This is a genomic window from Paraburkholderia sp. SIMBA_027, assembly GCF_046535315.1.
In the GTDB taxonomy this organism is placed as follows: Bacteria; Pseudomonadota; Gammaproteobacteria; order Burkholderiales; family Burkholderiaceae; genus Paraburkholderia; species Paraburkholderia tropica.
The window spans coordinates 1-259 of the sequence record NZ_JAWRWY010000955.1 but is presented as its reverse complement, the minus strand read 5'-3'; the positions used below and the strand labels follow the sequence as shown (position 1 = coordinate 259).

At 50.6% G+C, this 259-nt stretch carries 1 protein-coding gene; it reads right to left on the bottom strand.

Annotated features, from left to right (window positions below; genetic code table 11):
* Positions 1 to 259, bottom strand: a 259-nt coding sequence (locus SB764_RS41940) for a GDP-mannose 4,6-dehydratase (protein WP_410867028.1), incomplete at both ends; no start/stop codon positions are given.

The window sequence follows — 259 nt, the reverse complement described above, 5'->3', positions numbered from 1 at the left end:
ATAGGCTGACGGGGTGATCAATGTTCTGATGCTCGTGGAAAGGAAGCGAAACGTTGCCCCCATAGACCGACGAAGAGCTGGCATAGACCAACGATTCTATCCGGTTATGCCTACATCCCTCCAAGATGTTGAGAAATCCCTGAATATTGGCATCAATATAAGCATGAGGGTTCTGTAGTGAGTAGCGAACACCTGCCTGGGCTGCGAGATGGATGACTCTTTGCGGCAGTTCTTTGGCGAATACCGCTGCCATCGCTTC